Annotated in this window: 3 protein-coding genes and 1 pseudogene; all 4 read left to right on the top strand. The window is 35.3% G+C overall.

Features of this window, described 5'->3' with window-relative positions:
* The first annotated feature begins 229 nt into the window (after positions 1 to 229).
* A complete protein-coding gene (locus BM163_RS13870) occupies positions 230 to 397 on the top strand; it encodes a hypothetical protein (RefSeq protein ID WP_170243760.1) in 168 nt (55 codons plus the stop codon).
* Between the two features lie 164 nt (positions 398 to 561).
* Positions 562 to 968: pseudogene (locus BM163_RS14225) on the top strand (recombinase family protein); the annotation flags it as partial.
* A 12-nt stretch (positions 969 to 980) separates the two neighbouring features.
* A complete protein-coding gene (locus BM163_RS14140) occupies positions 981 to 1,166 on the top strand; it encodes a helix-turn-helix domain-containing protein (RefSeq protein WP_373855188.1) in 186 nt (61 codons plus the stop codon).
* Positions 1,147 to 1,407 carry a DUF7695 domain-containing protein gene (locus BM163_RS13555; protein WP_089803700.1) on the top strand — a complete coding sequence of 87 codons (261 nt, stop codon included), beginning with the start codon at positions 1,147 to 1,149 and terminating at the stop codon, positions 1,405 to 1,407. Before BM163_RS14140 ends, BM163_RS13555 begins: the two co-directional genes overlap by 20 nt.
* Positions 1,408 to 1,478: the final 71 nt, after the last annotated feature.

The raw sequence follows: 1,478 nt of genomic DNA, 5'->3' as shown, positions 1-1,478 counted from the left end.
TTACTTACGATTATACAAGACTTGGGGAGGTACTTCCTTTTTTATGCTTCAAAACCATTGGGCCGCAAGGCCTCAGAATTATGAAATTCATTCAAGTAGTTAAAAATTGTTTTTAATTACTTTAAAGATAACTAAAATGGAGGTTGACTTGATTTATTCCCTCGATAAGAGTACGCTTACATTGCAGGTATGATTAGCCTTATACTTTTATCTAATAGGAGGTTATCTAATGGCAAATATAAAATATATCGGGAATGACACTTCAAAATCAGAAAGAGGAAAAGTACACGTGAATGAAAATACAAAAACGGGTTGTGGTGCGATAATTGATGATAATAAAGAAGATTGGGTTGAAACTACAGAATCTGTTACTTGCGAGAAAAGAGGATGTAAATAACTATTACTAAATCTATAAATTGTTAAATTAATTTACATACCTGCTAAAAAACAATCGTTTTATAGACAAGAGCCTAACGCGTTAAATATAACACATTAGGCTCTTTTATTTGTCTATAAACTCGTCTGTAATTATATTATATAAAACGCATGGAGGGATAGACAATAATCATAGGTTATATCCGAGTATCTACTCAAGATCAAAATTTCACTCTACAGGAAAATGCCATAAAGACGTATGCTGATAATTGCGACGAACCCTATGAAATATACAAGGAAAAAGAAAGTGGAGCAAAAAAAATCGGACAGAGTTACATAATGCGTTACGTGCTGCTCAAAAAGGGAATAAATTTGTTGTCTATAAACTTGATCGACTTGCCCGTTCATCTAAGCAGCTTTTTGATATAGCTGATAAACTGAAAGAAAAAGATGTCGAGTTTATTAGCTTACAGGATAATATCGATACAACAACAGCCTCTGGCCGAGCCATGTTCGGCATGTTATCCGTGTTTGCTGAGTTTGAGCGTGATATTATCAACGAACGTACAAGAGCAGGTCTAGAGGCTGCTCGATCAAGAGGCCGAATCGGAGGACGACCTAAAATAGATTCGAAAACCAGGCGGCAAATAAACATACTCTTTGAACAAGGAGAAAGTGCGAAGGATATTGCGAAAGAATTTAATATTGGGCGAAGTACTGTCTATAAGTTCCTGAAAGAGAGTAAGACTATACAAAAGGAGATTAATACTCATGATGAAACCATTAACTAATAAAATTCAATGCAAAAAGTGTAATGATATTATCGAATCTAAGCACAGAAATGACTTGGTCTATTGTCAATGTGGTGCGATCTATGTTGATGGTGGACATGAATATCAGCGTTATGTTTGGTCTGTTGGAATTATTGAGGGTTTGATTGATTTTATTTATTCGAAGTATAAAAGTTCGCGAATAAAAAAGGAGAATGTAAATACTTCTTTTTTATTCTTGTTGTGCGCCCGGCATGGGTAGTAACTTGGTGGTGAAAGTCCATTACAGACTTGGCAGTAGGAACTGTTAGCGAATGACAAGGGTGTCTTCCG

Source organism: Halolactibacillus alkaliphilus (assembly GCF_900115465.1).
Classification (GTDB): domain Bacteria; phylum Bacillota; class Bacilli; order Bacillales; family Amphibacillaceae; genus Halolactibacillus; species Halolactibacillus alkaliphilus.
The sequence above is the reverse complement of the archived record's forward strand: the minus strand, read 5'-3'. Positions and strand labels throughout refer to the sequence as shown.